The organism is Ruegeria sp. BHSC223 (assembly GCF_059613025.1).
Genome location: NZ_JBXWRR010000004.1, coordinates 179,646 through 205,947, shown reverse-complemented (window position 1 = coordinate 205,947; position 26,302 = coordinate 179,646). Strand labels below are relative to the sequence as shown.

General features: G+C 61.1%; 26 protein-coding genes. 15 read left to right on the top strand and 11 right to left on the bottom strand.

What is annotated here, in order from left to right:
- Positions 1-358 precede the first annotated feature (358 nt).
- From AC2FNY_RS10050 to AC2FNY_RS10020, 7 genes are all read left to right on the top strand, one after another.
- Positions 359-808, top strand: a complete 450-nt coding sequence (locus tag AC2FNY_RS10050; RefSeq protein ID WP_234139148.1) for a CopD family protein — start codon at positions 359-361, stop codon at positions 806-808.
- Between the two features lie 125 nt (positions 809-933).
- The gene (gene rho, locus AC2FNY_RS10045; RefSeq protein ID WP_234165121.1) at positions 934-2,205 is read left to right on the top strand and encodes a transcription termination factor Rho; all 1,272 of its coding nucleotides are present in this window, start codon (positions 934-936) and stop codon (positions 2,203-2,205) included.
- 31 nt (positions 2,206-2,236) lie between these two features.
- Positions 2,237-3,523 carry a tRNA uridine-5-carboxymethylaminomethyl(34) synthesis GTPase MnmE gene (mnmE, locus tag AC2FNY_RS10040; protein ID WP_496802354.1) on the top strand — a complete coding sequence of 429 codons (1,287 nt, stop codon included), beginning with the start codon at positions 2,237-2,239 and terminating at the stop codon, positions 3,521-3,523.
- Between the two features lie 12 nt (positions 3,524-3,535).
- Positions 3,536-5,404, top strand: a complete 1,869-nt coding sequence (gene mnmG / locus AC2FNY_RS10035) for a tRNA uridine-5-carboxymethylaminomethyl(34) synthesis enzyme MnmG (RefSeq protein WP_496802353.1) — start codon at positions 3,536-3,538, stop codon at positions 5,402-5,404.
- Complete coding sequence (rsmG, locus tag AC2FNY_RS10030) at positions 5,401-6,015, top strand: 16S rRNA (guanine(527)-N(7))-methyltransferase RsmG (RefSeq protein ID WP_234163341.1); 615 nt, start codon at positions 5,401-5,403, stop codon at positions 6,013-6,015. The genes mnmG and rsmG overlap by 4 nt, the downstream gene beginning before the upstream one ends.
- Positions 6,008-6,811: an AAA family ATPase gene (locus AC2FNY_RS10025; RefSeq protein ID WP_234145348.1), complete on the top strand. Its 804-nt coding sequence runs from the start codon at positions 6,008-6,010 to the stop codon at positions 6,809-6,811. Before rsmG ends, AC2FNY_RS10025 begins: the two co-directional genes overlap by 8 nt.
- 22 nt (positions 6,812-6,833) lie before the next feature.
- Positions 6,834-7,724: a ParB/RepB/Spo0J family partition protein gene (locus AC2FNY_RS10020; protein ID WP_234177635.1), complete on the top strand. Its 891-nt coding sequence runs from the start codon at positions 6,834-6,836 to the stop codon at positions 7,722-7,724.
- Here AC2FNY_RS10020 and AC2FNY_RS10015 read toward each other — a convergent pair.
- The 4 genes from AC2FNY_RS10015 to rph are packed head-to-tail and all read right to left on the bottom strand — an operon-like array spanning position 7,714 to position 10,542.
- Entirely contained in the window at positions 7,714-8,067 is a 354-nt protein-coding gene (locus AC2FNY_RS10015) for a YbaN family protein (RefSeq protein ID WP_496802352.1), read from the bottom strand. The genes AC2FNY_RS10020 and AC2FNY_RS10015 overlap by 11 nt on opposite strands.
- Positions 8,068-8,070: 3 nt before the next feature.
- Positions 8,071-9,228 (bottom strand): radical SAM family heme chaperone HemW, encoded by a 1,158-nt coding sequence (hemW, locus tag AC2FNY_RS10010; protein ID WP_496802351.1) that lies wholly within the window; start codon positions 9,226-9,228, stop codon positions 8,071-8,073.
- Positions 9,218-9,832: an RdgB/HAM1 family non-canonical purine NTP pyrophosphatase gene (gene rdgB, locus AC2FNY_RS10005; protein ID WP_496802350.1), complete on the bottom strand. Its 615-nt coding sequence runs from the start codon at positions 9,830-9,832 to the stop codon at positions 9,218-9,220. Before rdgB ends, hemW begins: the two co-directional genes overlap by 11 nt.
- On the bottom strand, positions 9,829-10,542 hold the full coding sequence (gene rph / locus AC2FNY_RS10000) for a ribonuclease PH (protein WP_234139158.1): 714 nt from the start codon (positions 10,540-10,542) through the stop codon (positions 9,829-9,831). The genes rdgB and rph overlap by 4 nt, the downstream gene beginning before the upstream one ends.
- A gap of 122 nt (positions 10,543-10,664) precedes the next feature.
- Here rph and hrcA point away from each other — a divergent pair, with 122 nt between their 5' ends.
- A complete protein-coding gene (gene hrcA, locus AC2FNY_RS09995) occupies positions 10,665-11,729 on the top strand; it encodes a heat-inducible transcriptional repressor HrcA (RefSeq protein ID WP_234139159.1) in 1,065 nt (354 codons plus the stop codon).
- 10 nt (positions 11,730-11,739) lie between these two features.
- Positions 11,740-12,303, top strand: coding sequence for a nucleotide exchange factor GrpE (locus tag AC2FNY_RS09990; RefSeq protein WP_234139160.1), 564 nt, complete (start codon positions 11,740-11,742; stop codon positions 12,301-12,303).
- 63 nt (positions 12,304-12,366) lie between these two features.
- Here AC2FNY_RS09990 and mutS read toward each other — a convergent pair whose 3' ends face one another.
- Positions 12,367-14,985: a DNA mismatch repair protein MutS gene (mutS, locus tag AC2FNY_RS09985; protein WP_496802382.1), complete on the bottom strand. Its 2,619-nt coding sequence runs from the start codon at positions 14,983-14,985 to the stop codon at positions 12,367-12,369.
- A gap of 160 nt (positions 14,986-15,145) precedes the next feature.
- Between mutS and AC2FNY_RS09980 the strand changes: the two genes are divergently transcribed.
- Both AC2FNY_RS09980 and AC2FNY_RS09975 read left to right on the top strand, forming a co-directional pair.
- Entirely contained in the window at positions 15,146-17,401 is a 2,256-nt protein-coding gene (locus tag AC2FNY_RS09980; RefSeq protein ID WP_496802349.1) for an NADP-dependent malic enzyme, read from the top strand.
- 3 nt (positions 17,402-17,404) lie between these two features.
- Positions 17,405-18,277 (top strand): ribokinase, encoded by an 873-nt coding sequence (locus AC2FNY_RS09975; RefSeq protein WP_496802348.1) that lies wholly within the window; start codon positions 17,405-17,407, stop codon positions 18,275-18,277.
- Here the strand turns inward: AC2FNY_RS09975 and msrA are convergent.
- Positions 18,274-18,936: a peptide-methionine (S)-S-oxide reductase MsrA gene (gene msrA / locus AC2FNY_RS09970; RefSeq protein ID WP_234177631.1), complete on the bottom strand. Its 663-nt coding sequence runs from the start codon at positions 18,934-18,936 to the stop codon at positions 18,274-18,276. The genes AC2FNY_RS09975 and msrA overlap by 4 nt on opposite strands.
- A 162-nt stretch (positions 18,937-19,098) precedes the next feature.
- Here msrA and AC2FNY_RS09965 point away from each other — a divergent pair, with 162 nt between their 5' ends.
- On the top strand, positions 19,099-19,812 hold the full coding sequence (locus AC2FNY_RS09965; protein ID WP_496802347.1) for a sulfotransferase-like domain-containing protein: 714 nt from the start codon (positions 19,099-19,101) through the stop codon (positions 19,810-19,812).
- A 7-nt stretch (positions 19,813-19,819) separates the two neighbouring features.
- Here the strand turns inward: AC2FNY_RS09965 and AC2FNY_RS09960 are convergent, their stop codons facing one another.
- From AC2FNY_RS09960 to AC2FNY_RS09950, 3 genes are read right to left on the bottom strand one after another with little or no spacing between them, the layout of a single operon-like run.
- Positions 19,820-20,173 carry an SCP2 sterol-binding domain-containing protein gene (locus AC2FNY_RS09960; protein WP_496802381.1) on the bottom strand — a complete coding sequence of 118 codons (354 nt, stop codon included), beginning with the start codon at positions 20,171-20,173 and terminating at the stop codon, positions 19,820-19,822.
- A gap of 2 nt (positions 20,174-20,175) precedes the next feature.
- A complete protein-coding gene (locus AC2FNY_RS09955) occupies positions 20,176-20,619 on the bottom strand; it encodes a DUF1810 domain-containing protein (protein ID WP_496802346.1) in 444 nt (147 codons plus the stop codon).
- On the bottom strand, positions 20,616-21,845 hold the full coding sequence (locus AC2FNY_RS09950) for an argininosuccinate synthase (RefSeq protein WP_234145334.1): 1,230 nt from the start codon (positions 21,843-21,845) through the stop codon (positions 20,616-20,618). The genes AC2FNY_RS09955 and AC2FNY_RS09950 overlap by 4 nt, the downstream gene beginning before the upstream one ends.
- A 138-nt stretch (positions 21,846-21,983) precedes the next feature.
- Between AC2FNY_RS09950 and AC2FNY_RS09945 the strand changes: the two genes are divergently transcribed.
- Positions 21,984-22,766 carry a hypothetical protein gene (locus AC2FNY_RS09945; RefSeq protein ID WP_496802345.1) on the top strand — a complete coding sequence of 261 codons (783 nt, stop codon included), beginning with the start codon at positions 21,984-21,986 and terminating at the stop codon, positions 22,764-22,766.
- Positions 22,767-22,823: 57 nt separating this feature from the next.
- Positions 22,824-24,050, top strand: a complete 1,227-nt coding sequence (gene ilvA, locus AC2FNY_RS09940; RefSeq protein ID WP_496802344.1) for a threonine ammonia-lyase IlvA — start codon at positions 22,824-22,826, stop codon at positions 24,048-24,050.
- Between the two features lie 6 nt (positions 24,051-24,056).
- Here the strand turns inward: ilvA and AC2FNY_RS09935 are convergent, their stop codons facing one another.
- On the bottom strand, positions 24,057-24,383 hold the full coding sequence (locus tag AC2FNY_RS09935) for an Hpt domain-containing protein (RefSeq protein ID WP_496802343.1): 327 nt from the start codon (positions 24,381-24,383) through the stop codon (positions 24,057-24,059).
- A 190-nt stretch (positions 24,384-24,573) separates the two neighbouring features.
- On the opposite strand from AC2FNY_RS09935, the gene AC2FNY_RS09930 reads away from it, so the two are divergent.
- A complete protein-coding gene (locus AC2FNY_RS09930) occupies positions 24,574-25,827 on the top strand; it encodes a fused response regulator/phosphatase (RefSeq protein WP_234165091.1) in 1,254 nt (417 codons plus the stop codon).
- On the opposite strand, the gene AC2FNY_RS09925 is transcribed toward AC2FNY_RS09930, so the two are convergent.
- The gene (locus AC2FNY_RS09925; RefSeq protein ID WP_496802342.1) at positions 25,814-26,266 is read right to left on the bottom strand and encodes an NUDIX hydrolase; all 453 of its coding nucleotides are present in this window, start codon (positions 26,264-26,266) and stop codon (positions 25,814-25,816) included. The genes AC2FNY_RS09930 and AC2FNY_RS09925 overlap by 14 nt on opposite strands.
- Positions 26,267-26,302 lie beyond the last annotated feature (36 nt).

Here is a 26,302-nt window from a genome sequence, read left to right as displayed (position 1 = left end):
TTCGCCTTGACGTGCAAGTCCGGTGAAATTGCAGAAATCTCACCCGAGTCGCCCGAGTTCCGTCCCATCTGGACAAGGATAACCGCGACAGTTGGGATAATCCGACCTATTCATGGGCCTCCCCGTGCGCTCCCCGATTTAATCCGGCAAATGATAGCGACATAAGACATTGTTAAAAAAGAATAATGCTTGAATTTTCCACAGAACATGGAACATCCGCGCAAAGTTTCTCACATTGGGGAAAACCGCAGGGAGAGAACAGTTATCCACGATAACGGAGCTACCTACAAAACCATCAATCTTTCTTCTTTTCTTTTTTATTATTAGATACGAGACCAATCGCCCGAAAAGAGACATAATGACCGACCTTCTGTTCACCCTGTACCCATGGGTCAAATCCCTGCACATCATGGCGGTGATCAGCTGGATGGCCGGTCTGTTCTATCTGCCCCGGCTTTTTGTCTATCACGTCGAAAAGGCTGAGAAGGTGCAGAACGCACCGGCGATCTTTCACGAGATGGAAGAAAAGCTGATGCGCGTGATCATGCGACCGGCAATGATCGTGTCCTGGGTCTGTGGTCTGATCATGGTTCTGACGCCGGGTATCGTCGACTGGGGCGAGGTCTGGCCCTGGACCAAGGGTGTATCCGTCATTGCGATGACCTGGTTCCATGAATGGCTCAACGCCCGCCGTCGCGCGTTCCTGTCAGGGCAAAACCGATTGACCGGGCGCCAGTACCGGATGATGAACGAGGTGCCGACGCTGCTAATGGTGGTGATCGTGCTGTCGGTGATCGTGAAATTCTGATCCCCCTTTGACTCTGCCTGCCAGCGCGCTTATCTATGGGCCAACGCGCCCGTCCGGGCATCCGCGTCTCCTATTCACATATTCCGTTCTAGTGCCGCCACAGGGCGGCAGAGGGTCCGTATACGATGACGATCGAATCCCTGAATCTCGCCGATCTCAAGGCAAAGAGTCCCAAGGACCTGTTGTCCATGGCCGAGGAGCTGGAGATCGAAAACGCCTCGACCATGCGCAAGGGCGAGATGATGTTCCAGATCCTGCGCGAGCGCGCGGATGAGGGATGGACCATCGGCGGCGATGGCGTGCTTGAGGTGCTGCAGGACGGCTTTGGCTTTCTCCGCTCGCCCGAAGCGAACTATCTGCCAGGTCCGGATGACATCTATGTCTCGCCGGACATGATCCGCCAGTACAGCTTGCGCACCGGCGATACGATCGAGGGTGCGATCAAGGCGCCCGACGACAACGAGCGCTATTTTGCGCTGACCAATGTCACCAAGATCAATTTTGAAGACCCTGAAAGGGCGCGTCATAAGATTGCCTTTGATAACCTGACACCTCTCTACCCGGATGAACGGCTGAAGATGGAGATCGAGGATCCCACCATCAAGGACCGTTCGGCCCGGGTGATCGATCTGGTCGCGCCTATCGGGAAGGGCCAGCGCTCGCTGATCGTGGCGCCGCCGCGGACCGGTAAGACGGTGATCCTACAGAACATTGCCCACTCGATCGAGCGTAACCACCCCGAGTGCTATCTGATCGTTCTGTTGATCGACGAACGCCCCGAGGAAGTCACCGACATGCAGCGCTCGGTCAAGGGCGAGGTGGTGTCCTCGACCTTTGATGAACCAGCGACCCGCCACGTGGCCGTGTCGGAAATGGTTATCGAAAAGGCCAAGCGCCTGGTCGAACATAAACGAGATGTTGTTATCTTGCTCGACTCGATCACAAGACTTGGTAGGGCATTCAACACAGTTGTCCCGTCCTCGGGTAAGGTTCTGACCGGTGGTGTGGATGCCAATGCGTTGCAGCGGCCCAAGCGGTTCTTTGGTGCGGCCCGGAACATCGAAGAGGGCGGTTCGCTGACCATCATCGCAACCGCGCTGATTGATACCGGCAGCCGGATGGACGAAGTGATCTTTGAAGAGTTCAAGGGCACCGGTAACTCTGAAATCGTGCTGGATCGGAAAATCGCCGACAAGCGGGTATTCCCGGCTATCGACATCCTGAAATCCGGTACCCGGAAAGAGGATCTGTTGGTCGATAAGGGCGATCTGCAAAAAACCTTTGTCTTGCGTCGGATCCTCAATCCGATGGGCACGACCGACGCGATCGAGTTCCTGTTGTCAAAGCTGAAACAGACCAAGACAAACGGCGAATTCTTCGATTCGATGAATACCTGATCCGGTATCCAGGCAGCGCGAGGGCAAGGATATGGACACGATTTTTGCCTTGGCCACGGCGCAGGGCAAGGCGGGTGTTGCAGTCATCCGCCTGTCCGGTCCGCGAGCCTATCAGACCGCCTGCCTGCTGGCGGGGCCCGACCTGCCGTCGCGGGGCCTGTCGGTCCGGCAGCTGAGGGATGCGCAGGGTGCCCGCCTGGATGACGGTGTGGTGCTGACCTTTGCGGCACCTGCCAGCTTCACCGGCGAGGACGTTGCCGAATTCCAGATACATGGCAGTCTCGCTACCACCGAAGCGGTGCTCCGTTGCCTGGGCGATCTTGATGGATTGCGCCTAGCTGAGCCCGGGGAATTCACCCGGAGGGCGCTGGAAAACGGCAAGATGTCGCTTCCCCAGGTCGAGGGGTTGGCCGACCTGATCGACGCCGAGACCGAGGCGCAGCGCAAGCAGGCGCAGGCGGTGCTGAATGGCGCACTGGGCCGGTTGGCCGAAGGATGGCGTGCCAAACTGATTCGCGCCGCCGCGCTGCTAGAAGCGGTGATCGACTTTGCCGATGAAGAGGTTCCGACCGATGTCAGCCCCGAGGTGCGGGCGCTGTTGGCTGACGTGCGCGCGGATCTGGAACGTGAGATCGCCGGCGTTCGTATCGCGGAACGCATTCGAACCGGGTTCGAAGTGGCGATTATCGGGCCGCCAAATGCGGGCAAGTCTACCTTGTTGAACATGTTGGCGGGCCGTGAGGCAGCGTTGACATCCGAGGTGGCAGGAACCACCCGTGATGTGATCGAGGTACGTATGGACCTTCGCGGGCTGCCGGTCACTCTGCTCGACACTGCTGGCCTGCGCGAAACCGGTGATCTGGTCGAGGGGATGGGTATTGCCCTGGCTCGGCGTCGTGCGGATCAGGCCGATCTTCGGGTGTTCCTGACAGAGGATGTCATCGCCACGGGCGTGGTATTGCAGCCCGGCGACCTGCATGTCCTCCCAAAGGCTGATCAGCGCACGGATACGGCAAACGCGATTTCGGGCGTGACAGGGCAGGGGGTTGATCAGCTGGTGCAGCGCATCTCGGGTGTGTTGACGACCCGTTCCGCCAGCGCCGGTATCGCAACCCGCGAACGTCATCGTGTGGCAATGAGAACAGCATTGGACGCCCTGGATCGTACCGGCACTGTTCTGGAATCGGGCCCGGTCCTGTATGATATCGCTGCCGAAGAACTGCGCACTGCGATCCGTGCGTTGGAATCGCTGGTCGGTCGGATCGGTGTGGAAACGTTGCTGGACGAAATCTTTGCGTCCTTTTGCTTGGGAAAGTGAGGAGTGTTTCACGTGAAACATTCGGATTTCGATATCGTGGTGATCGGGGCCGGGCATGCCGGTGCTGAGGCGGCACATGCTGCGGCACGCATGGGTATGAGGACTGCCCTAGTGTCCCTGTCCGAGCGCGACATCGGCGTGATGTCCTGCAACCCTGCCATTGGCGGTCTGGGAAAGGGACATCTTGTTCGCGAGATCGACGCGCTTGACGGGGTCATGGGACGGGTGGCCGACAAGGCTGGGATTCAATTTCGTCTGCTTAATCGGCGCAAAGGACCTGCTGTACAGGGGCCGCGCGCTCAGGCCGATCGCAAGCTCTATCGACTGGCGATGCAGGAAGAAATGCGTAGTCGCCCTGGGTTGACCATTGTCGAGGGCGAAGTCATCGATTTCCGCATGCAAGGGTATCGCGTTGCTGGTGTCGTTTTGGCGGATGGCTCCGAGATTGCATCGCAAGCCGTGATCCTGACCTCGGGTACGTTCCTGCGCGGAATCATTCACATTGGTGATGTCTCGCGCTCTGGTGGACGGTTAGGAGACCGACCCTCGGTTCCGCTCGCCGAAAGGCTGGACGGATTCGCGTTGCCGATGGGACGGCTGAAAACGGGAACGCCGCCCCGACTGGATGGGCGCACCATCGACTGGTCAATCTTAGAACGACAGGAAGGGGATGAGGACCCTGTCTTGTTCTCGTTCCTGTCTAAAGGGGTTTATGCGCGTCAGATCGCTTGCGGTATCACGCATACCAACGCGCGGACGCACGAGATTATCCGCGAGAACCTGACTCGTTCCGCGATGTATGGCGGGCACATCGAAGGTGTCGGCCCCCGTTATTGCCCGTCGATCGAAGATAAGATTGTTCGTTTTTCTGACAAAGAGTCGCATCAGATTTTCCTAGAACCCGAAGGTCTGGAAGATCACACTGTCTATCCGAACGGTATTTCGACCTCGCTGCCGGTAGATGTTCAGGAGGATTATGTCCGCTCGATCCGGGGACTGGAAAAAGTCGCAATTCTGCAACCTGGTTACGCGATCGAGTACGATTATGTCGATCCACGTGCCCTGACGTCCCAACTGTCGCTACCGAATGTTCCGGGCTTGTACCTTGCCGGCCAGATCAATGGAACGACTGGCTATGAAGAGGCTGCGGCGCAAGGGATGGTAGCTGGGTTGAACGCTGCCAACATGATATTGGGTCGTGACCCTGTCCTTGTCAGCCGGTCAAACAGTTATATCGGTGTGATGATTGACGATCTGACCACGCGCGGTGTAGCAGAACCATATCGAATGTTCACCTCGCGGGCGGAATTCCGTCTGTCCTTGCGTGCGGACAACGCAGATCAACGGCTAACACCACTGGGCCTGGAATTGGGTTGCGTTGGTGATGAGAGGCGTGATGCGTTTACACGTAAGGCCGAAAATCTGGCGAAAGCTTCAGCTCTACTCGATCAGAGTAGCTTTACCCCAAAAGAGATTGCCGCGGCTGGTATCAAGATCAGTCAGGATGGCAGTCGGAGAAATGGCTTTGCTATTCTCGCGTTTCCCGATGTCGGGTTTGACGAATTGGTGCCGCTGATCCCAGGGTTAGAAGAGACTGACGCTGAAACCCGCGACCAAGTGGAACGTGATGCACTTTATGCCAATTATATCGCGCGACAAGAACGGGATGTCGAGGCTATGAAACGGGATGAGGCTATGGTCATCCCGGCCGATTTCAGCTTTTCCTCGCTCGATGGGTTGTCAAATGAGCTGAAACAAAAGCTGACATCCGCGCGACCTGAGAACATTGCGCAGGCAGGACGGGTAGAGGGGATGACCCCGGCGGCGCTTGCACTGATTCTGGCCCGCTTGCGCCGTGGCGACCGAGCGCGAAGCGCATGACGGTGCCCGATGCGAACGCGCTGAATGTTTCACGTGAAACATCCGAGCGGCTGAGGACCTTTGCCAATTTGGTGCACAAGTGGAATCCTCGGATCAACCTAGTATCGAAGCGTAGCTTGGACGATCTGTGGGTTCGTCACATAGTCGATTCCATTCAGGTGTTCCGCAACGCCCATACAGGCGATCTGTGGGCCGATCTTGGCAGTGGCGGCGGCTTTCCAGGTTTGATCTGTGCAATTCTGGCTGCCGAAGAGCAACCCGAAACCAAGTTCATCTGTGTCGAGAGCGATCAGCGAAAATCAGCGTTTCTGCGTAGCGCTGCACGCGAATGCGGCATCGAATGTCAGGTGATATCCGAGCGTATCGAGCATCTTGACTCGTTGGACGCAGATATCCTTTCTGCCCGTGCTCTGACCGATCTGACAGGGTTGCTGGGTTTTGCCGAGAGACACCTGAAACCCGGCGGAACTGCGCTGTTCCCCAAGGGCGCCAACTGGAAAAAAGAGATGCAAGAGGCCGCGAAGCAATGGAATTTCTCCTATGACGCGGTTACTAGTTTAACCGAGCCCCAGGCCGTTCTTTTGAAGATAACAGGAGTCACGCGTGTCTGATCTTTCCCGTCCAGTCGGACCCCGGATCATAGCGGTCGCCAACCAGAAAGGCGGCGTGGGAAAGACCACAACAGCCATCAACCTTGCGGCAGCGCTGGTCGAAGCGGGCCAGCGTGTTCTTGTGGTGGACCTCGATCCACAAGGGAACGCCTCGACCGGGCTGGGCGTGGATGAGCGTGACCTGACGACCTATGAGTTGCTGGTGGATGATGCGCCACTGAACTCCGTGATCCAGAAAACCAACATTGAGGGGCTTTCGATCGTTCCGGCGACAGTCGATCTCAGCTCGGCGGATATCGAACTGATCTCGAACGAGAAGCGAAGCTTTCTGCTTCATGATGCACTGCGTCAGACAGCAATGGACGCCTATTTGTGGGATTACATCCTGATCGATTGCCCACCGTCTCTGAACCTGTTGACGGTCAACGCAATGGTTGCCGCGCATTCCGTACTGGTACCGTTGCAGAGCGAGTTCTTTGCGCTGGAGGGGTTGTCGCAACTGATGCTGACCATCCGCGAGGTGCGTCAGGCGGCCAACCCCAATCTGCGGATCGAGGGGATCGTGCTGACCATGTATGACCGCCGCAACAACCTGTCGCAGCAGGTCGAAAAGGATGCACGCGACAATCTGGGTGATCTGGTTTTCGAAACCAAGATACCGCGTAACGTGAGGGTCAGCGAGGCGCCGTCTTTTGCAATGCCGGTACTCAGCTATGATCCAAACTCTCTGGGCGCGATGGCTTATCGTGACCTGGCCGCTGAATTGATGAAGAAACATAAAAAGATCGCCGCCTGAACGCGGTAGAGAGGAGCGACACATGGTTTCGAACAAGCCCCGGGGGTTGGGACGCGGACTGTCCGCTTTGATGGCCGATGTGACGCAGACGCCAGAGGCGACCAGTGGTGAGTCCTCGCGTCGCCCTGATCGTACTGTGCCTATCGAAAAGCTGCGCGCAAACCCGAACCAGCCGCGCCGCACCTTTACCGAAGAGGCGCTGCAAGAGCTTGCAGCCTCGGTCAAAGAGAAGGGTATCTTGCAACCGCTGATCGTGCGTCCCGTTGAGGGTGACATGTACGAAATCGTCGCCGGTGAACGCCGCTGGCGCGCGGCGCAGCTGGCACAACTGCATCAGGTTCCGGTTCTTGTACGCGAGCTGGACGATACCGAAGTCCTGGAAATCGCGATCATCGAGAATATCCAGCGCGCCGACCTGAACGCGGTAGAAGAGGCCGCAGGCTATCGGCAGTTGATGGACAAGTTCGGCCATACACAGGAAAAGCTGGCCGAAGCGCTGGGCAAAAGCCGCAGTCATATCGCGAACCTTCTACGCCTGCTGTCCTTGCCGGATGACGTTCAACAGATGGTGGTCGAAGGAAAACTGTCAGCCGGACATGCCCGCGCCCTGATTACCAGCGATAATCCGTCGGAATTGGCCAGGATCGTGGTGCGTGACGGGCTGTCGGTACGCGCGACTGAGGCTTTGGTCAAGAAGCAGGTGGAAGGCGAGAAGCCCGCGACGACGGCGCGCCCGAAATCAGCCGGAGGCGACAAGGACGCCGATACCCGCGCGTTGGAAAAGGATCTGTCGGCGATCCTGGCGATGAAGGTGACGATCAACCACAAGGCGGGAACCGAAACCGGTCAAGTGGTCCTGACCTATGAGAATCTGGATCAGTTGGACGATCTTTGCGCCAAGCTCAGCCGTTAGGGCGGGTCCAGATAAAGATCAGCACCCCCCCCAGAACCACGGCTTGAATGGCCAGGACATGGGAGGGGGCCGAGAGAAGAAGCGACAGGCCAAAGACGGCGGCAATCGACAGGGTTGCCGCCTTTTTTGCACCTGGACGGATGGCGCCAGATTGCTGCCAGTCAACGATCATCGGGCCAAACAGGCGATGTGTCAGCAGCCAAGTATGCAGGCGCTCGGACGAGCGGGCAAAGAAGAACGCGGCCAGCAGAAGGAACGGCACAGTAGGAAGCAGCGGCAGGACAACGCCAATCAGGGCGAGGGCAACGCAGACCAGTCCAAGAGCCGCCCAGACAAACTGCATTCTCTACTCCGACATCAGGTCCAGAATGACCGCGTTCAGCACCGCGCGCCCTTGGGCCGTTGCCCTTAGTCTCGCCCCGTCGATGTCGATCATGCCCAGTTCGGCCAAATGGGCAAGGCGGTTCCGGTTCAGGGGCTGTGGGGAAAGTGTCTCGTATCGGCGAATATCTAGTCCTTCGGTAATGCGAAGCCCCATCATCAGGTATTCATAGGCTTGATCTTGTAGGGATAGTGCAACACGGCTCAACTCACCGTTTCCCTTTGCCGCTGCACCCAGCCAGGCACCGGGGTTCAGTGGGCTCTCGGTGGCAAACCGCTGACCATCTATGGTGATGCGGCCATGCGCGCCGGGACCGATGCCGACATAATCGCCATAGCGCCAATAGATCAGGTTGTGGCGGGACTCGGCGCCGGGGTGGGCGTGGTTCGAAACCTCATAGGCGGGCAGGCCATGGGCAGCGCAGACCTCTTGCGTGATCAGGTACATGTCGGCGGCATCGTCATCGGCGGGCAGGCCGCGCAGCTTGCCACGGGCGTAACGGTCGCCAAAGGCGGTGCCGTCCTCGATCGTCAGCTGATAGAGCGACAGGTGATCAACGGCCATGGCCAGCGCTTCGTTCAACTCTGCGCGCCAGGCCTCGGGCGTCTGATCCTGCCGGGCATAGATCAGATCGAAACTGACCCGGTCAAAACAGCGGCGCGCGATGTCGAAGGCGGCGCGCGCTTCGGCGACGCTGTGAATGCGGCCCAGCCGGTGCAAGTCCTGGTCGTTGAGCGCCTGCACCCCCATCGAGATGCGATTGACCCCGCCATCACGGTAAGCGGCAAAGCGCCCCGCCTCGACGGAACCTGGATTGGCCTCCAGCGTGATTTCCATTTCGTTGGAGGTGGGCCAGAGCCGGCGGGCGGTTTCAATCACCGCCGCGACCGTTTCCGGCATCATCAGCGATGGGGTGCCGCCGCCAAAGAACATGGTGTTCAGAACCCGACCCGGCAGTTCGGCAGCAGAGCGTTCAAGCTCTGCGACATAGGCTCTAACCCAGGCCTTTTGGTCAATCTCACGGGCAACATGGCTGTTGAAATCGCAATAGGGGCACTTGGCCTGGCAAAAGGGCCAATGCACGTAGAGGCCAAAGCCTCCATGCTGCCAGTCATCCCCCAAAACAGCCCTTTACGAATTTCTCCACTGCCCGTGCGCGGTGGCTGATCTTGTTCTTTTCCCAACGATCCATCTCGGCAAAGGTCACGTCATAACCTTCGGGTACGAACATCGGGTCATAGCCGAACCCGGCCGCGCCACGAATGGGCCAGACCAGATGACCGGGGGCGACGCCTTCGAACACCTCGTCATGACCATCGGGCCAGGCCAGAACCAGCGTGCAGCGAAATTGTGCCAACCGGGGATGCGGGGCGCTTTTGGCTTCCAACTCGTCATTGGCGCGGGTCATTGCCATCATGAAATCGCGCCCATTGCCGGTTTCGGCCCAGTCGGCGGTATAGACCCCCGGCGCGCCATCCAGCGCGTCGATGGTAATGCCGCTGTCATCGGACAGGGCGGGCAGCCCGGTGGCCCGGGCGGCGGCATGCGCCTTGATCCGGGCATTGCCGACAAAGGTGTCTTCGGTTTCTTCCGGTTCGGGCAGGTTCATTTCGGCGGCGCCAACGACCTTGACCCCAAAGGGCTGGAGGAGATGCGCCATCTCTTCCAGCTTGCCCTTGTTGTGGGTCGCGACCAGCAGCGTGTCGCCTGTGAACCTGCGGGTCATGCGGTGGCGGCCTTTTGCGCGGCAACCAGTTCGCCCACGCCCTTTTCGGCGAGACCCAGCAGCTGATCCAGTTGCGCGCGGTTGAAGACCGAGCCTTCGGCGCTCATCTGTACCTCGATCAACTTGCCGGACCCGGTCATGATGAAATTGCCGTCGACGCCTGCCTCGCTGTCCTCGGGGTAATCGAGGTCCAGCACCGGCTGACCGGCATAGATGCCGCAGGACACGGCGGCGACCGGATCGACCAGTGGGTCGGAAATGACATCGCCCGCCTTCATCAGCTTGTTCACCGCCAGGCGCAAGGCGACCCAACCGCCGGTGATCGAGGCGCAGCGGGTGCCTCCATCGGCCTGAATCACGTCACAGTCGACGGTGATCTGGCGTTCGCCCAGGGCCACCCGGTCAACACCTGCGCGCAGGGCGCGGCCGATCAGGCGCTGGATTTCAACGGTGCGGCCGCCTTGCTTGCCGCTGGCGGCCTCGCGCCGCATCCGGGTGTTGGTGGCGCGTGGCAGCATACCGTATTCGGCGGTGACCCAGCCGAGGCCCGAGCCCTTAATAAAGGGGGGCACACGATCTTCGATCGTGGCGGTGCACAGCACATGCGTATCACCCATCTTGATCAGGCACGAGCCTTCGGCATGTTTTGTGAAACCGGTTTCGATTGAAACCGGGCGCATTTCGCTTAGTTCTCGTCCAGAGGGTCGCATGGGTCATCCTTTGTCTGTTGCGCTGGGGATACCGCCCGCAAGGGCGTGGATGCAAGCCCGATTGACCTTTTCGGGGCAGGGGATTTAATGGCCACTCAGCCGGGGATTGCCCAAGGAATGCCATGAGCGATGCGCGCAAAATACTGGACGATCTGAACGACCGCTCGCGCGAGGTGTTTCGCCTGATCGTCGAGTCCTATCTGGACAGTGGCGAGCCGGTCGGCAGCCGCACCCTGACCCGCACTCTGAGTGAAAAAGTCAGCGCCGCAACCGTGCGCAACGTGATGCAGGATCTGGAATATCTGGGCCTGCTCGACAGTCCCCATGTCAGTGCGGGGCGGATCCCGACCCAGATGGGGCTGAGAATGTTTGTCGACGGGTTGCTCGAGGTGGCCGATCTGAGCCTGGATGACCGGGCCAAGCTGGACGCGACGTTGGGCGCAAATGCCAGCGATGTGGGCGGAACACTGGACCGGATCAGCGCCACGCTCAGCCGGGTGACTCAAGGCGCCTCGCTGGTACTGACGCCCAAGCACGAGGCCGAGATCCGCCATATCGAGTTTGTCTCGCTGGCGCAGGACCGGGCGCTGGTGGTGTTGGTGTTTTCGGACGGTCATGTGGAAAACCGCCTGTTCGCGCCGCCGCCGGGACAGACCCCCAGCTCGATGCGCGAGGCGGCCAATTTCCTGAACGCGCTGATCGAGGGCAAGACGCTGAGCGAGGTGCGTCGCCTGATGCAGACCGAGATCGGCGCCCGCCAGCAGGAAATCGACCAGCTGGCCCGCCAGATGGTCGAAAGCGGTCTGGCGGTCTGGGACCGCGAGGGTGAAGGCGCAGACCGCCTGATCGTGCGCGGGCGCGCGAATCTGTTAGAGGGCACTGGCCAGGAACAGGAGCTGGAGAGAATTCGGGTGCTGTTCGACGATCTGGAGCGTAAGCGCGACATCGCCGAGTTCCTGCAACTGACCGAAGATGGCGATGGTGTGCGAATTTTTATCGGCTCTGAGAACAAACTTTTCTCACTTTCGGGTTCCTCTTTGGTGGTGTCTCCATATATGAACGCGGATCGAAAGGTTATCGGTGCGGTGGGGGTGATCGGCCCGACGCGCCTGAACTATGGTCGCATCGTTCCGATCGTGGATTACACGGCACAGCTGGTCGGGCGTCTGATTTCCGACCGGAGTTAGAGGTAGAAAGATGGCAAAGCCGAACAACGAAGAGTTTCTGGACGATATCGCAACCGCCGAGGCCGAAGAACTGGCCGAGGAAATGGCCGAGATCAGCGAAGAGGCGGCAGAGCTGGATACGCTGCGGGCCGAGCGGGATGCGTTCAAGGACAAGTTCATGCGCGCGTTGGCCGACGCCGAGAATGTGCGCAAGCGGGGCGAGCGCGCCCGGCGCGAGGCCGAGCAGTATGGCGGCTCGAAACTGGCCCGCGATATGCTACCGGTCTATGACAATATGAAGCGTGCGCTGGACTCCATGACCGACGAACAGCGCCAAGTTTCGGGTGCTTTGATCGAGGGAATCGAATTGACGATGCGTGCGCTGCTGGATGTGTTCGGCAAGCATGGCATTCAGGTGCTGTCGCCGCAGGTGGGCGACAGGTTCGACCCGCAGATGCACGAAGCGATGTTCGAGGCGCCGGTACCCGGCACCAAGGCGGGCGATATCATCCAGGTTTCGGCCGAAGGCTTCATGCTGCACGACCGTCTGCTGCGCCCGGCGCAGGTTGGCGTGTCGTCGATGCCTGCGGGCTGATTTGGCTTCGCCCGGCGAAGCCAAGCCTCCGGCGGGAGTACTTTAAGCGGAATGAAGGGGCGGTCAGGATCTGGCCGCCTCTTTCAGTTTATACAGCATCTCAAGCGCCTGGCGGGGGGTCAGCTCGTCAGGGTGGATGTCCTTCAGCATCGCAACGGCAGGTGAGCTTTTTGGTGCGGGCGGCGGCGGTGGCGGCGCGACTGAGAACAGCGGCAGATCATCGATCAGCGCCTTTTGCTTGCCGCCTTCGCGTTCGGACTTCTCCAGCTGGTCCAAAACCACGCGGGCGCGCGCCACAACGGACGGGGGTAGGCCGGCGAGTTGCGCCACTTGCACACCATAGGACCGGTCGGCGGCGCCCTTCCTCACTTCGTGCAGAAAAATGACCTCTCCCTCCCATTCCTTGACGGCAACGGTCAGGTTCTCGACACCATCCAACGTTCCGGCAAGGGCGGTGAGTTCGTGGTAGTGGGTGGCGAACAGAGCGCGGCAGCGATTGGCCGCATGCAGGTGTTCCAGCGTGGCCCAGGCGATGGAAAGACCATCATAGGTGGCAGTGCCACGGCCGATTTCGTCCAGGATCACCAGCGCTCGGTCGTCCGCCTGGTTCAGGATGGCGGCGGTTTCCACCATCTCAACCATGAAGGTCGAGCGGCCCCGTGCCAGATCGTCCGAGGCGCCGACGCGGCTGAAAAGCTGGCTGACCACCCCGATATGGGCTCTGTCGGCGGGTACGTAGCTGCCTATTTGGGCGAGCAGGGTAATCAGCGCGTTCTGGCGCAGATAGGTTGATTTACCGGCCATGTTGGGGCCGGTCAGCAGGCGGATCGCGGCACCCTTGTCCGCGGTGAGATCGCAGTCATTGGCCACGAACGGCTCTCCGCCCTGCCGGCGCAGGGCGTGTTCGACCACCGGGTGGCGGCCTCCCTCGATGGCAAAGATGCGTGAGGTGTCGACGCTGGGTCTGCACCAGTTCTCGGCCCGTGCCAGATCGGCCAGCGCGGTCGCCAGATCAAGTTCAGCCAGCCCGCGCGCGGCGAGGTTGAGGCGGGCGGCGGCCTCTAGAATTGCGCCAGAAAGGCTGGAATAGAGCCGTTTTTCGATCTCGAGCGCGTGGTTCCCCGCGTTTAGGATGCGGGTTTCCAGCTCGCTCAACTCGACCGTGGTAAACCGCACCTGATTGGCGGTGGTCTGGCGGTGGATATAGGTCTCGCTCAGCGGCGGGTTCAGCATTCTGGCCGCGTGGGTGGCGGTGGTTTCGATGAAATAGCCCAGCACGTTGTTGTGCTTGATCTTCAGCGAGGCGATGCCGGTATGTTCGGCATATTTCTGCTGCATCCCGGCGATGACACCGCGACCCTTGTCGCGCAACTCGCGCGCCTCGTCCAACTCGCTGTCGTAACCCGGCGCGATGAAGCCGCCATCGCGGGCCAGCAGCGGCGGCTCGGCCACCAGCGCGGTATCGAGCAGGCCAAGCAGGTCGTCGAAACCGTTCAGGTCGGCACAGGCGCTTGCGATCAGGTCGGGCAGTTCCAACCCATCGCAGCGGGCGGCAATCGCCTCGGCCTGACCCAGCCCGTTGCGGATTGCGGCAAGGTCGCGCGGGCCGCCCCGGTCCAGCGCCAGCCGCGACAGGGCACGGTCCAGGTCGGGCGTCTTGCGCAGGGCCCCACGCAGGTCGGCGGCCAGCGTGGTGTGGTCGATACAGAAGTCGAGCGCCGAGAGCCGCGCGTGGATGACGTCCAGATTGCGCGACGGGCTGGCAATGCGCTGTTCCAGCAGACGGGCGCCACCGGGAGTGACGGTGCGGTCGATCACCGAAAGGAGCGAGCCGCCGCGTTCGCCCGAGAGCGAGCGGGTCAGTTCCAGATTGCGCCGGGTGGCGGCGTCGATCTGCATTACCCGGTCTTCGGCCTCTTGCACCGGGGGTTGCAGCAGTGGCAGTTTGCCTTTCTGGGTGATTTCCAGATAGTCGATCAGCGCACCCATGGCCGACAGCTCGGCGCGGGCGAAGGAGCCGAACCCCTCCAGCGAGCCGACCTTGTAAAGTTCGCATAGCCGCTTTTCAGCCGCCATGCTGTCGAAACTGGCCTTGCCCAGGGGGGTCAGCGGGATGCGGTGATCGTCGGCCAGCGGGCGCAGCTGCTGAAACACCGGCTCATCGACCACCAGCAGCTCAGAGGGGGCCAGCCGCGCCAGTTCCGGGCTGAGGCGAGGGCGGGTCACAGGCATCACATGGAAATCACCGGTCGAGATATCGGCCCAGGCCAGCGCGGCGCCGCTGCGGACCTCGGCATAGGCGACAAGGAAGTTGTGGCGGCGCGCCTCGAGCAGCGCATCTTCGGTCAGGGTGCCGGGGGTGACGAGCCGCACCACATCGCGCCTCACCACGGATTTTGATCCGCGTTTCTTGGCCTCGGCGGGGCTTTCCATCTGTTCACAGACGGCAACCCGGAACCCCTTGCGGATCAGGGTCAACAGATAGCCCTCGGCGGCGTGAACCGGGACGCCGCACATCGGGATATCCTCGCCCTCGTGCTTGCCGCGCTTGGTCAGCGCGATATCCAGCGCCTCGGCCGCGGCCACCGCGTCGTCAAAGAACATCTCGTAGAAATCGCCCATCCGGTAGAACAGCAGGGCATCGGTATGGCCCTCTTTGATTTCGAGGTATTGGGCCATCATGGGCGTGACGGTGGTCAAGGCTTTGTTCTCCGGCGGCTGGTGCGCGCGACCTTACAAATCCGGCCCCTGCGGCGAAAGGCGAAAACGCATTGTCGTTGAGGCGCGCGATTGCCTGCGCTATGAGGCTGAAAGCCCGCATAGCAGAGAAACGACCCATCCCATGCCCAAAGCGAAAATCACAAACGAAGAGGCGCTGGCCTTTCACCTGGAACCGACCCCCGGCAAGTGGGAGGTGCAGGCCACCGTTCCGATGACCACCCAGCGCGATCTGTCGCTGGCTTATTCCCCGGGCGTGGCGGTTCCCTGCGAGGCGATCGCGGCCGATCCCGGGCTGGCCTATGACTATACCAACAAGGGCAATCTGGTTGCGGTGATCTCGAACGGGACGGCGGTTCTGGGCCTGGGTAACCTGGGCGCGCTGGGCGGCAAGCCGGTGATGGAGGGCAAGGCGGTGCTGTTCAAGCGCTTTGCCGACGTGAACTCGATCGACATCGAACTGGACACCGAGGATCCGGATGAGTTCTGCCGCGCGGTCAAGCTGATGGGGCCGACATTCGGTGGCATCAACCTCGAAGACATCAAGGCGCCAGAGTGTTTCATCATCGAGCAGCGGCTCAAGGAAGAGATGGACATCCCCGTCTTTCACGACGACCAGCATGGTACGGCGGTGATCTGCGCGGCGGGGCTGATCAACGCGCTGCACATTTCGGGCAAGAAGATCGAAGATGTGAAGATCGTCCTGAACGGGGCCGGGGCGGCGGGCATCGCCTGTATCGAACTGCTGAAAACCATGGGCGCGCGGCACGAAAACTGTATCGTTTGCGATACCAAGGGCGTGATCTATCAGGGTCGTACCGAGGGCATGAACCAGTGGAAATCGGCCCATGCGATCAAGACCGAGCTGCGCAGCCTCGAAGAGGCGATGAAAGGGGCCGACGTGTTCCTGGGTGTCAGCGTCAAGGGCGCGGTGACGCAGGAAATGGTGCAGAGCATGGCCGACAACCCGGTCATCTTTGCCATGGCCAACCCCGACCCGGAAATCACGCCCGAAGAGGCGCATGAGGTGCGCCCCGACGCCATCGTCGCCACCGGGCGCAGCGACTATCCCAATCAGGTCAACAACGTGTTGGGCTTTCCCTATCTGTTCCGCGGCGCGCTGGATATTCATGCGCGCGCCATCAATGACGAGATGAAGATTGCCTGCGCCCATGCGCTGGCGGCGCTGGCGCGCGAGGATGTGCCGGACGAGGTCGCCATGGCCTATGGCAAAAGCCTGACCTTTGGCCGCGATTACATCATCCCGACCCCGTTCGATCCGCGCCTGATTCACCGCATTCCGCCCGCCGTGGCGCGCGCGGGTATGGACACCGGCGCGGCACGGCGGCCGATCATCGACATGGATGCCTATGAGCTCGGCCTGAAATCGCGGATGGATCCGACCGCCAGCATCCTGCGTGGCATCAACGCCCGCGCGCGCAAGGCGCAAAGCCGGATGATCTTTGCCGAGGGCGACGACCCCCGCGTGCTGCGTGCAGCAGTGACATACCAGCGTTCGGGCTATGGCAAGGCGCTGGTTGTTGGACGCCAGGACGACGTCAAGGCCAAACTTGAAGCCGCCGGTCTGGGCGATGCGGTGCGCGAGCTTGAGGTGGTGAATGCCGCCAACACCACGCATCTGGAGACCTACAAGGAGTTGTTGTACTCGCGTCTGCAACGCAAGGGCTTCGATCACAAGGACGTGCACCGGCTGACGGCGCGCGACAGGCACGTGTTTTCGGCGCTGATGCTGGCACATGGCCATGGCGACGGGTTGGTAACCGGCGCGACCCGGAAATCGGCGCATGTGCTGCACCAGATCAGCCATGTGTTCGACGCCGACGCCGCGCATGGGGCGGCAGGGATCACCGCGCTGTTGCACAAGGGCAAGATCGTGCTGATTGGCGACACGCTGGTGCATGAATGGCCCGACGAACACGACCTGGCCACCATCGCCGAACGCGCCGCTGACGTGGCCCGTCATATGGGGCTGGAGCCGCGCGTGGCCTTTGTCAGTTTCTCGACCTTTGGCTATCCGATCTCGGAGCGGACCGAGAAGCTGACGAAGGCGCCCAAGGTGCTGGAAGAGCGCGGCGTGAATTTCGAGTTCGAAGGCGAGATGACCGTCGATGTGGCGCTGAACCCGCGCTCGAAAGAGGCCTATCCCTTCTCGCGCCTGACCGGACCCGCGAACATCCTGATCGTGCCGGCGCGGCACTCGGCCTCGATCTCGACCAAGCTGATGCAGGAGATGGCGGGCGCCACGGTGATCGGCCCGATCCTGACCGGTGTCGACAAGCCGATCCAGATCTGTTCGACCGTCTCCACCGCCAATGACATCCTGAACATGGCGGTGCTGGCCTCGGCCGAGATCGGCTAGGCCATGGCGATCTGGAACCTCGGCTCGATCAATGCGGACATGGTCTATGCCGTGCCGCATCTGCCCGGGCCGGGCGAGACGTTGGCCGCCTCGGGGATGGAGCGGTTTCTCGGCGGCAAGGGCGCCAACATGTCGGTGGCCGCCGCCCGTGCGGGTTCGCATGTGCATCATATCGGCGCGGTGGGGCCTGATGGGCGGTGGGCCATTGATCGGCTGACCGAATATGGCGTCGATACCCGCCATATCGCGACGCTCGACGCGCCCACTGGCCATGCCATCATCGCGGTTGAGCCGGGCGGCGAAAACCTGATCGTTCTGTTGCCCGGTGCCAACCGGTCCATTTCGCCCGAGCGGGTCGCCAGCGTGCTGGCCGATGCCGCGCCGGGCGACCTGTTGGTGATGCAGAACGAGACCAGTGCCCAAGTCGAAGCGGCGCGGCTGGGTCGCGAACACGGCCTGACCGTGTGCTACGCCGCAGCCCCCTTTGATGCTCAGGCGGTGCGCGATGTCCTGCCCTGGCTCGATTTCCTGATCCTGAACGCGGTCGAGGCCGAGCAGTTGCAACAGGCGACCGGTCTGTCGCCAGATCAGTTGCCGGTGCAGCATGTCATCGTGACCCTGGGGTCGAAAGGTGCACGCTATTTCGACACTAATCAGGGAAAAACGGCGGAATACCCCGCGCACAAGGTCAAGGCGGTCGATACCACCGGGGCAGGTGATACCTTTACCGGTTATGTCCTGTCCGGTCTGGACCGGGGCTTGCCGATGCCGCAGGCGATCACCCAGGCGACGCGCGCGGCCGCTTTGATGGTGATGCGCCACGGCACGGCCGATGTGATCCCCGACCTGAAAGAGGTTTTGGAGGCGCGGTTCTAGCTGCCCGCAAAGGGCGCCGCATCACCCCAAAGCTGTTTCACCCGCGCATCCCGACCACAGGATTTGCGATAGAGCTTGTAAGCCTCGCTTTGCCGTTTCGGGCCAAACCGGGTCAGCACCAGCTTTTCTCCCTTGGCATAATCCTGATGATAGGCCTCGGCCGGATAAAACCGGCCCGCCTCCAGGATGGGGGTTACGACCGACTGCGCCAGATCTGCCTCAGCGGCAGCTTTGGCCTGGGATGCAAGCGCGGCTTCTGCCTTGTTAGAGACGAATATCGCGGTGCGATAGCTTTCACCGCGATCACAGAACTGACCGCCTGCATCGGTTGGGTCGACCGAGCGGAAAAAGAGATGCAGCAGGCGTTCGCGCGAAACCTTGTCGGGGTCAAACAGTATCTGCACGGCCTCGTAATGCCCGGTTCCCCCGCGCGAGACCTGCTTGTAGGTCGGATTATCGAGCGTCCCGCCGGTATAGCCGGACACCGCACCCAGCACGCCGGGCACTTTCTCGAAATCGGCCTCGACGCACCAGAAACAACCGCCCGCAACGGTCAGGGTTTCGGTCTCTGCGGCCTCGGCCTTGCCCCCTTGCAGGATCGTTGCCAGCACCATGGCAACCACCAATGCGACGGGTTTGAGTGTCTGGATCGGGAACATGATGATCTTCCATTTCCGGTCTCGATCAGGCTGCCTTGCAACCGGATTTGCGGCAAGGTTCCGTCATCGAATATCACGCGCTGTTGATGCGGTGTTTACCCCTTGGAACGCGGCGGGCGGGGCGATAGCGTGCGGCGAATACCCGTAAACGGAGGGCAGTAGATGAAAATCGCCATGTGGTCGGGACCGCGCAACCTGTCGACGGCGATGATGTATGCCTTCGGCGCCCGGACCGATTGCGCGGTCATCGACGAGCCGTTCTATGCTGCTTATCTGGCGATGACCGGGCTGAACCACCCGATGCGAGAAGAGGTTCTGGCCGCACAGCCACAGGACCCAAAGGTAGTGGCGGCGGCGCTGAGTGGGCCCAATCCCGGTGCGCGGCCGTTCTGGTATCAGAAACACATGACCCAGCACATGATCCCCGGCATCCCGCGCGACTGGATGCGGGCGGTGCGCAACGTGTTCCTGATCCGCCATCCGGCGCGGGTGATCGCGAGTTATGCCGAAAAGCGCGAAAACCCGACTCTGGAGGATATCGGCTTCCAGCTTCAGGCAGAGTTGTTTGACGAGGTGTCGGGTTGGGGTGGCGATCCGGTCGTGATCGACAGTCATGACATTCGCGAAAACCCGGCCCGGATGCTGGAACAACTCTGCGACCGGATCGGTGTGCCGTGGTCACCGCATATGCTGAGCTGGCCCAGGGGTGGCCACAAGGACGACGGTGTCTGGGCGCGGCATTGGTACGGAGCGGTCTGGAATTCGACCGGCTTTGCCGGACCCGAGGGCGATTTACCCGAGGTGCCGGAGGCGCTTCAGCCGGTCTTGCAGGCCGCAATGCCGTTTTACGAGCGCATGCGGGCCAAGAAGATCTGAGGCGCGATCAGCCCAGCAACTGTCCCAGTTTCATCGCCACGCCCATGTTGCCGCTGACCTTGAGCTTGCCCATCATCACACCGGTCATCGGGTTCAGCTTGCCGGTCAGCAGTTTGACCAGGTTGTCCTGGCTCAGGCGGATGGTGCAATCTGTATCTCGGTCCTGGGTGCTGGCGGTGTTGTCGGCCAGAACGATCACGCCATCCTCGCCGCAGTCGAATTTCAGCGACCCGTCAAAGCTTTTGCCGGCCAGTTCGGCCTGCATCTTGTCGGCGATATCCTGAAGCATGTCGCGCCCCTCATGTTGCTGGAAAAGCGGTAAGAAACCGGCCCGTGCTTGGCAAGCCTGACCAAGCGGCAGGGTCAGGCGCCCAGCGCGCGTTGGGTCAGGGGGCAGGGCGACCCGCCATAGAACGCCTCCAGAACCGCGCGAAATTCACCGGGCGCGTCCGGCACTGCGGCAAACAGGGTCATGGAGGAGCGCAATTTCTTGGCGTCGATACCGCCCAGGATATCCTCGGGCCGTTTGCCGGTGTGGCCGAGCATAAGCCGACTGACCTCGATCAGGCGGGCACGCAATTCGGGGTGGGCCAGATAGGCGGTGGCCTCGTCCAGATCCCCGATCCCGTAAAGCTGCGCCATATGCGACCGGCCCAGTTCGGCCAGTTGCGGAAAGACGAACCACATCCAGTGGCTCGTCTTCTGTCCCGCAGTCAATTCGCGCAGGACATCCGGCCAAACGGTGTCCTGCGCCTCGACGAACATCTCCAGTTCGTCGTCTTCGTCAAAGTCGTCTTCGCCGCTCACTTGTCCGCGACGCGACGGTTGCGGGTGGCGATCAGTTTCAGCCGCAGCGCGTTCAGCTGGATGAAGCCCTTGGCATCCTGCTGGTCATAGGCGCCCGCGTCTTCTTCGAAGGTCACGTGGGCCTCGGAGTAGAGCGAGTGATCGGACCAGCGGGCGACGGTGCGTGCCGAGCCCTTGTAGAGTTTCAGCCGGACGGTGCCCGACACATGCTCCTGGCTCTTGTCGATCAGGGCTTGCAGCATCTCGCGCTCGGGGCTGAACCAGAAGCCGTTATAGATCAGCTCGGCATAACGCGGCATGATCGAATCCTTCAGGTGGCCCGCGCCGCTATCCAGCGTGATCTGTTCGATGCCGCGATGTGCCTCGAGCAGGATGGTGCCGCCGGGGGTCTCGTAGACGCCGCGCGATTTCATCCCGACAAAGCGGTTCTCGACGAAATCCAAGAGGCCGATACCGTGCTTGCCACCCAACTCGTTCAGGCGGGTCAGGATGGTCGCGGGCGACATCGCCTCGCCGTTGATCGCCACCGCATCGCCCTTTTCAAAGGTGATCTCGATGAACTCGGGCGTGTCGGGGGCGTCTTCGACCGCGACGATGCGCTGGGCGACGTAATCGGGCGCCTCGACGCCCGGATCCTCCAGCACCTTGCCCTCGGACGAGGTGTGCAGCAGGTTCGCGTCGACCGAGAACGGCGCCTCGCCGCGCTTGTCCTTGGAAATCGGAATCTGATGTGCTTCGGCGAATTCCAGCAGACGGGTGCGGCTGGTCAGGTCCCACAGGCGCCAGGGGGCGATCACCTTGATTTCGGGGTTCAGCGCATAGGCGGAAAGTTCGAACCGCACCTGGTCGTTGCCCTTGCCGGTGGCGCCATGGGCCACCGCGTCTGCGCCATGCTCGGCGGCGATCTCGACCAGACGTTTCGAGATCAGCGGCCGCGCGATCGAGGTGCCCAGCAGATACAGTCCCTCGTACACCGCATTGGCGCGGAACATCGGGAAGACAAAGTCGCGCACGAACTCTTCACGCACATCCTCGATATGGATGTTCTCGGGCTTGATACCCAGCAGCTCGGCCTTTTTGCGGGCGGGTTCCAGCTCCTCTCCCTGACCGAGATCGGCGGTAAAGGTGACAACCTCGCAGCCATATTCGGTTTGCAGCCATTTCAGGATGATCGAGGTATCGAGGCCACCGGAATAGGCCAGGACAACTTTCTTGGGCGCGGACATAGGACTTCCCCATTTACGTATGACGCAAGGGCCGTAGCGGTTTTTGCGGTTGGGGGCAAGTTGTGGCGGTTGACAGAAGCTGGAAAGCGAGGTGAAACAACATGGCGCAAAACAAGTTATGGTTGAGGGGTTTTCAAAATGCTGGGTTGGCGGATTTTCCTGCACGCGGTGCAGATGGTGTTGCGCAATTGGCGGCAAGCCCTACGACTAGGCCTGGTGCCTGCGATCCTTGGAAGCCTTGCGATACTGGCGCTGGCCTTGGTCACGCAAAGTGGCCCCGCGTTTGAACAGTTTTTCGGGGCTGGGCTCAAGGATTTCGATAACACCGAGATGACCCGCCAGCATCTGCTTTTCTCGTTGTTGGTCCTCGTGCCTCAAGCAGTAGCCAGCCTTTGGATCGTGATAACCTGGCACCGGTTCATTCTGTTGGAAGAAGCGCAGGACGGCTGGGTGCCACCTTTGCGTCCGGGGCGAATCCTCGCCTATCTCGCCCTGTCTATAGGGATCGGGTTGATCTGCGCGGCGGTGGCGCTTCCCGTCGTTTTTGCGATGGCCGCTCTTGCTGTAGCGTTGGGGTCGCGGGGCATGGGGGTTGCGCTCGCGTTCGCGCTTCTGCTGCTTTTGTCGCCCTGGTTGCAAAGGGTACTGCTTGTCCTGCCTGCCTCTGCCATCGGTCAACCGCTGAGTTTCGGCGACGCGCTGAGGCTGACGCGCGGTCAATACTGGACTATGCTGGGTGTCGCGGCATTGGGGTTTGCCATGCAATATGGGCTTTCGACCGCGCTGTCTTTTGTGGGCGGCATCCCTACGGTTGGGCCAGTTGCCGCGCTTTTTCTGACGTTGTTGTTGCAATCGCTGTTCGGGGCGAGTGTTCTGACCACTCTCTACGGGGTCTTTGTGGAAAAGCGCCCGCTTGGCTGAAGCGCGTACACCAATGTATTCCTTGCCTCGGGCGCGGGGTTGCGGCAGTCAGGCGGAATGAGCGATTTCATGTCCCGTGCCCGCGCCGCCGAACAGGCGATGCGCGATGTCTTTCCCGCCACGCCGTTGCAGCGCAACGACCATCTGTCGGCGCGTTATGGTGCCGATATCTGGCTCAAGCGCGAGGATCTGAGTCCGGTCCGATCCTACAAGATCCGCGGTGCATTCAACGCGATGCGCAAGCAGCAGGGGCAGGCGCTGTTCGTCTGTGCCAGTGCGGGTAACCATGCCCAGGGCGTGGCCTATATGTGCCGGCACATGGGGGTGCGGGGTGTGATCTTCATGCCGGTGACCACTCCACAGCAGAAGATCCAGAAAACCCGGATGTTCGGCGGCGATCAGGTCGAAATTCACCTGACCGGCGACTATTTCGACCAGACGCTGGCTGCCGCACAGACCTGGTGCGCGCAAGAGGGCGGGCATTTCCTGTCGCCCTTCGACGATGCCGACGTGATCGAGGGGCAGGCCTCGCTGGCTGTCGAGATCGAAGAACAACTGGGCGGCGTGCCCGATCATGTGGTGCTGCCGGTCGGCGGCGGCGGCATGTCGGCGGGGGTGGCCACATGGTTCGGGGATCGCAGCCACTGCATCTTTGTCGAGCCCGAGGGCGGCGCCTGTCTGCGCGCGGCGCTGGCGGCGGGGCATCCGGTGACGCTCGATCATGTGGACAATTTCGTTGATGGCGCGGCGGTGGGCCGGATCGGCGAAAAGACATTCGAACTGCTGAAATCGCGGCACATGTCGGATGTGCTGGTGATGCCCGAGGACCGGATCTGTACCACCATCATCGAAATGCTGAATGTCGAGGGTATCGTGCTGGAACCCGCGGGCGCGCTGTCGGTCGAGGCGGTGGCGGATGTGCAAAGCTTCATCAGGGGCAAGACCGTGGTCTGTGTCACCTCGGGCGGCAATTTCGATTTCGAGCGTCTGCCCGAAGTGAAGGAGCGGGCGCAGCGCTATTCGGGGGTCAAGAAATACTTCCTGCTGCGACTGCCGCAGCGGCCCGGCGCGCTGAAGGAGTTTCTGAACATCCTCGGACCGGATGACGATATCGCCCGGTTTGAATACATGAAGAAATCGGCACGCAATTTCGGGTCTGTCCTGATCGGTATCGAGACCGCCAAGCCTGAGAATTTCGAGCGCCTTTATGCCCGTCTGGACGAGGCCGGGTTCACCTATACCGACATCACCCGCAACGAGACGCTGGCGCAATTCGTGATCTGAGCGCGCTCAGATATGGTCGGACAGCTCCGACTGGAAGGCCGATTTCGAGGCCTCGAAACTGTTGATGATCGCGTCCAGATCGACCGCGTCTGCATGACCGGCGGCGGATTGCCGCTCGCCATCCTGACACAGGGCGGAAAAGGATTCGAACCCAAGGCTGAGCGCGCTGCCCTTGAGGAAATGCAGATCCTTTTCGAGCAGGCGGCGATCCGGTGTCTGGCGAAGACGCGTGATCACCTCTTCGACCTCTTCCAGGAACAGGTCTACAACCTCGTCAAAATCCTCTGCACCGACCTCTTCCCGCAATTGGGTCACGCGGGGCCAGTGAATCATGGCGCACCTCCGTTCTGTCTGCCCCATTCACCCATCATTAGGAGATCGAGGGTAAACAGCCGGTAAAGAGAGGCAGGTGCATAAGCGGCAATTTGCACTTTCATGAGATGTTAACGGGGGCCTGTCTAGCGTGTCAGTATCCTTGGCCTTGGTGAATTCGGGACAGACGACAGTGTTGCATGGTAGGGAAATGGAGGCCCAGACCGAAATGGAACTGGGCGCAATCCGCCGGGTGCTGGTTGTCGATGACAGCCGGTTACAGCGTCGCATCCTGTCGAGCTCTCTGAAAAAATGGGGGTTCGAGGTAATCGAGGCCGATAGCGGCGAGGAGGCGATGGAGATTTGCGCCAGCGCCATGCCCGATCTGGTGCTGAGTGATTGGGTCATGCCGGGGATGAGCGGTGTAGAATTCTGCGAGGCGTTCCGGCAGCTGAACTCTGACCGATACTGCTATTTCATCCTGCTGACATCGAAGAGCGAAAAGAACGAGGTAGCGCAAGGGCTTGACGCCGGTGCCGACGATTTCCTGATCAAGCCGGTCAGTTCGGACGAGCTGCGCGCACGGATTTCGGCCGGGGACCGCGTGATCGGCATGCAGCGAGAGCTTTCGGCCAAGAACGAGGTTATCGAACAGGCTCTGGACGACCTGAAACGCGCTCATGACGCCATCGACAAGGATCTGATTCAGGCGCGCAAGATCCAGGAATCGCTGGTGCCCGATTTCAGCCAGGGTTTTGGTTCGTCACGCATCAGCCTGTTGCTGAAACCGTGCGGTCATATCGGTGGTGATCTCGTCGGCATGTTCTCGCCCGGACCGAATCGCGTCGGATTCTACAGCATCGACGTCTCGGGCCACGGTATCACCTCGGCGATGATGACCGCGCGGCTGGGCGGCTATCTGTCCAGCCGGTACTTCGATCAGAACGTCGCGATGGAGAAACGGTTCAACAAGTTCTATGCGCTGCGCCAGCCGCAGGATGTGGCCGAAACCCTGAACTCGCGCCTGATCGCCGATACCGGGATCGAAGAGTATTTTACCATGGTCTATGCGATCATGGACCTGCGCAGCGGCATGTTGCGGATGGTGCAGGCCGGGCACCCGCATCCTCTGCTGTTGCGCCGGAACGGCACGGCGGAATTCATCGGCGAGGGCGGCGTACCCATCGGCCTGTTGCCGGGCATTCCCTATACGCAGGTCGAGGCGCAGATGGAGGTTGGCGACCGGCTGTTGTTATATTCCGACGGGTTTACCGAATGCCGTCTCGCCAATGGCGAGATGTTGGAGCCCGAGGGGCTGCTTGCACTGGTCAACGAGTGTAATCCGGAACAGGGCGGGCAGGAGTTTCTGGATGACCTTTTCTGGCGCTTGACGCAGGTGATGTCGCCCGAACACGGGCTTGAGGACGATGTCTCGGCCACGTTCTTCGAGTTCAACGGGCCCTGATCTGCGCCAGGTGCCACGCGGCGAAATGGCGATCACCGGCATTCCCCAGCAAGCCCGCAGCGTCCAGCGTCGGCATCCACAGAGCAGCGTGGTCGGGTTCCGTCGGCGGGCCGATACGACGCACGGGCCGGGCGCGGTATATAAGACATATCTTCTCGGCCCAGAGATCGTATTCCGGCATATAGGCAAAGCGCCGGAATGCCCCCACCCGACGCGGTACGGCAATCAGCCAGCCAGTTTCCTCGTAAACCTCGCGATGCAGCGCCGCGACCGGCGATTCGCCCGGATCGATGCCGCCGCCGGGCAGTTGCAGATCGGGATCGGGGTCATACTGGCTGGTCAGCAGCAGGTCCGATCCGCGCGGCAGCAGGGCATAGGCCCCCACCCGGCGGATATAGCGGCGCCCCGGCTCGGGGCTTTCCCCAAAACGTCTGATCATGTAGAGGCCCTTTCAACGCGGCTTGTCCGACCCTAT

Coding starts and splice junctions, on each gene's coding strand:
- rho (WP_234165121.1), top strand. CDS start 934: ATGACGATCGAATCCCTGAATCTCGCCGATCTCAAGGCAAAGAGTCCC.
- mutS (WP_496802382.1), bottom strand. CDS start 14,985: ATGATGGCCCAATACCTCGAAATCAAAGAGGGCCATACCGATGCCCTG.
- AC2FNY_RS09980 (WP_496802349.1), top strand. CDS start 15,146: ATGCCCAAAGCGAAAATCACAAACGAAGAGGCGCTGGCCTTTCACCTG.
- AC2FNY_RS09935 (WP_496802343.1), bottom strand. CDS start 24,383: ATGATTCACTGGCCCCGCGTGACCCAATTGCGGGAAGAGGTCGGTGCA.
- AC2FNY_RS09945 (WP_496802345.1), top strand. CDS start 21,984: ATGCTGGGTTGGCGGATTTTCCTGCACGCGGTGCAGATGGTGTTGCGC.
- hrcA (WP_234139159.1), top strand. CDS start 10,665: ATGAGCGATGCGCGCAAAATACTGGACGATCTGAACGACCGCTCGCGC.
- mnmE (WP_496802354.1), top strand. CDS start 2,237: ATGGACACGATTTTTGCCTTGGCCACGGCGCAGGGCAAGGCGGGTGTT.
- AC2FNY_RS09950 (WP_234145334.1), bottom strand. CDS start 21,845: ATGTCCGCGCCCAAGAAAGTTGTCCTGGCCTATTCCGGTGGCCTCGAT.
- AC2FNY_RS09930 (WP_234165091.1), top strand. CDS start 24,574: ATGGAGGCCCAGACCGAAATGGAACTGGGCGCAATCCGCCGGGTGCTG.
- AC2FNY_RS10020 (WP_234177635.1), top strand. CDS start 6,834: ATGGTTTCGAACAAGCCCCGGGGGTTGGGACGCGGACTGTCCGCTTTG.
- msrA (WP_234177631.1), bottom strand. CDS start 18,936: ATGTTCCCGATCCAGACACTCAAACCCGTCGCATTGGTGGTTGCCATG.
- AC2FNY_RS09975 (WP_496802348.1), top strand. CDS start 17,405: ATGGCGATCTGGAACCTCGGCTCGATCAATGCGGACATGGTCTATGCC.
- AC2FNY_RS10015 (WP_496802352.1), bottom strand. CDS start 8,067: ATGCAGTTTGTCTGGGCGGCTCTTGGACTGGTCTGCGTTGCCCTCGCC.
- AC2FNY_RS09990 (WP_234139160.1), top strand. CDS start 11,740: ATGGCAAAGCCGAACAACGAAGAGTTTCTGGACGATATCGCAACCGCC.
- ilvA (WP_496802344.1), top strand. CDS start 22,824: ATGAGCGATTTCATGTCCCGTGCCCGCGCCGCCGAACAGGCGATGCGC.
- AC2FNY_RS09925 (WP_496802342.1), bottom strand. CDS start 26,266: ATGATCAGACGTTTTGGGGAAAGCCCCGAGCCGGGGCGCCGCTATATC.
- rph (WP_234139158.1), bottom strand. CDS start 10,542: ATGCGACCCTCTGGACGAGAACTAAGCGAAATGCGCCCGGTTTCAATC.
- AC2FNY_RS09965 (WP_496802347.1), top strand. CDS start 19,099: ATGAAAATCGCCATGTGGTCGGGACCGCGCAACCTGTCGACGGCGATG.
- rsmG (WP_234163341.1), top strand. CDS start 5,401: ATGACGGTGCCCGATGCGAACGCGCTGAATGTTTCACGTGAAACATCC.
- AC2FNY_RS10050 (WP_234139148.1), top strand. CDS start 359: ATGACCGACCTTCTGTTCACCCTGTACCCATGGGTCAAATCCCTGCAC.
- rdgB (WP_496802350.1), bottom strand. CDS start 9,832: ATGACCCGCAGGTTCACAGGCGACACGCTGCTGGTCGCGACCCACAAC.